Origin of the sequence: Rhodococcus sp. T7 (assembly GCF_009872365.1) — a bacterium.
In the GTDB taxonomy this organism is placed as follows: Bacteria; Actinomycetota; Actinomycetes; order Mycobacteriales; family Mycobacteriaceae; genus Rhodococcus_F.
Genome location: NZ_WXYH01000246.1, coordinates 1 through 1,100 on the forward strand (window position 1 = coordinate 1; position 1,100 = coordinate 1,100).

Consider the following 1,100-nt stretch of genomic DNA (forward strand, 5'->3'; position numbering starts at 1 on the left):
CTGGCCGCGGAAGTTGGTGCTGGACAGGCTGACCAGGATCAGCGGCTTCCGCTCCCCGACCGGGGTCAGGGTGGACGGCATCGGGTGCCCCACCACCCCGGTGTAGTGGACCGCCGGGGGGAGATCGCGGCGCCCGGCCGGGTCGAGATCCCGCTCGGTGGTCACCAGCACCAGGTCCGATGATGTCCACAACCGCAGCGGTCGTTGCCCTTTCAGGCGCGCCAGCACCGGTGCCGGGCCGCGTTTGGCGCCGGCCTCCATGAATTCGTAGAAGGTGTGCACCAGCGTCACCCGCGGCAGGCGCGCCCGCTCTGCGGCGGCGACGGCGCCGTAGAGCAGGCAGTCGATCACCACCACATCCGCCGGTTCGTCGGCGACGGTGTCGAGCAGGTCGATCCCGGGCCCAGGGTCGGTGAACACCGACAGATACGCGTACAGGCCCCGGATCCCGGGATGGGCGGTGGTCGACCGCCAGGGCCGGGCACGGCGGAACGCGGTGAACCGGAAACCCCGGTTCTCGATCAGCCGGCGCTGCTGAGGGTGCCCGAGGAACCGGACCTCGTGCCCGCGGCGGTGGAGCTCGGCCGCAATGCCGAGGGCGGGGGGCACATTGCCGCCGCCGTCCCAGGTGACGAACAGGATGTGTGCCATGGCGTGGCCTCCAGGAGGCTGGGGCTCGGGTGCGGGCCGGTTCAGGTTCGTGTGGGTGGGGTGTCGGGGAGCAGGGCGCGCAGCATGCCGAGCAGGGCCTGCCCGGTGCGCTCGGCCGACAAGCCGAGATCGGTGCGGAACACGTGCCAGACCAGCACGTCGGTGCCGGCGGCGAGCTGAGCGAACAACAGGTCACGATCCGCCGCTGACAGCGGGTCCAGGTACGGGGCGAACACCTGCTCCACCCAGCGGTGATGCAGGCCCTGCGCGCGTGCGACGATCGACGCGATCAGCGGTGAGCGCTGCGCCTGCATCACGTGCCGCAAACCCAGCGGCCCCCACTGCTCGTAGTGCGTCATCAGGTTCTCGACGGCGGCGTCGACATCACCGGCGACGACCGGGAAACGCTGCGCGGTCACCCGCCGGCCGATCCATTGCAGTGTCGCGGT

At 71.2% G+C, this 1,100-nt stretch carries 2 protein-coding genes; both read right to left on the reverse strand.

Translation table 11 applies throughout. The features are described 5' to 3' along the window. Nucleotides 1-651: glycosyltransferase (locus MLGJGCBP_RS22005; protein ID WP_160098003.1), on the reverse strand; the 651-nt coding region annotated here is incomplete at its 3' end. 41 nt (nucleotides 652-692) lie between these two features. Further along, nucleotides 693-1,100: TetR/AcrR family transcriptional regulator (locus MLGJGCBP_RS22010; RefSeq protein WP_160098004.1), on the reverse strand; the 408-nt coding region annotated here is incomplete at its 5' end.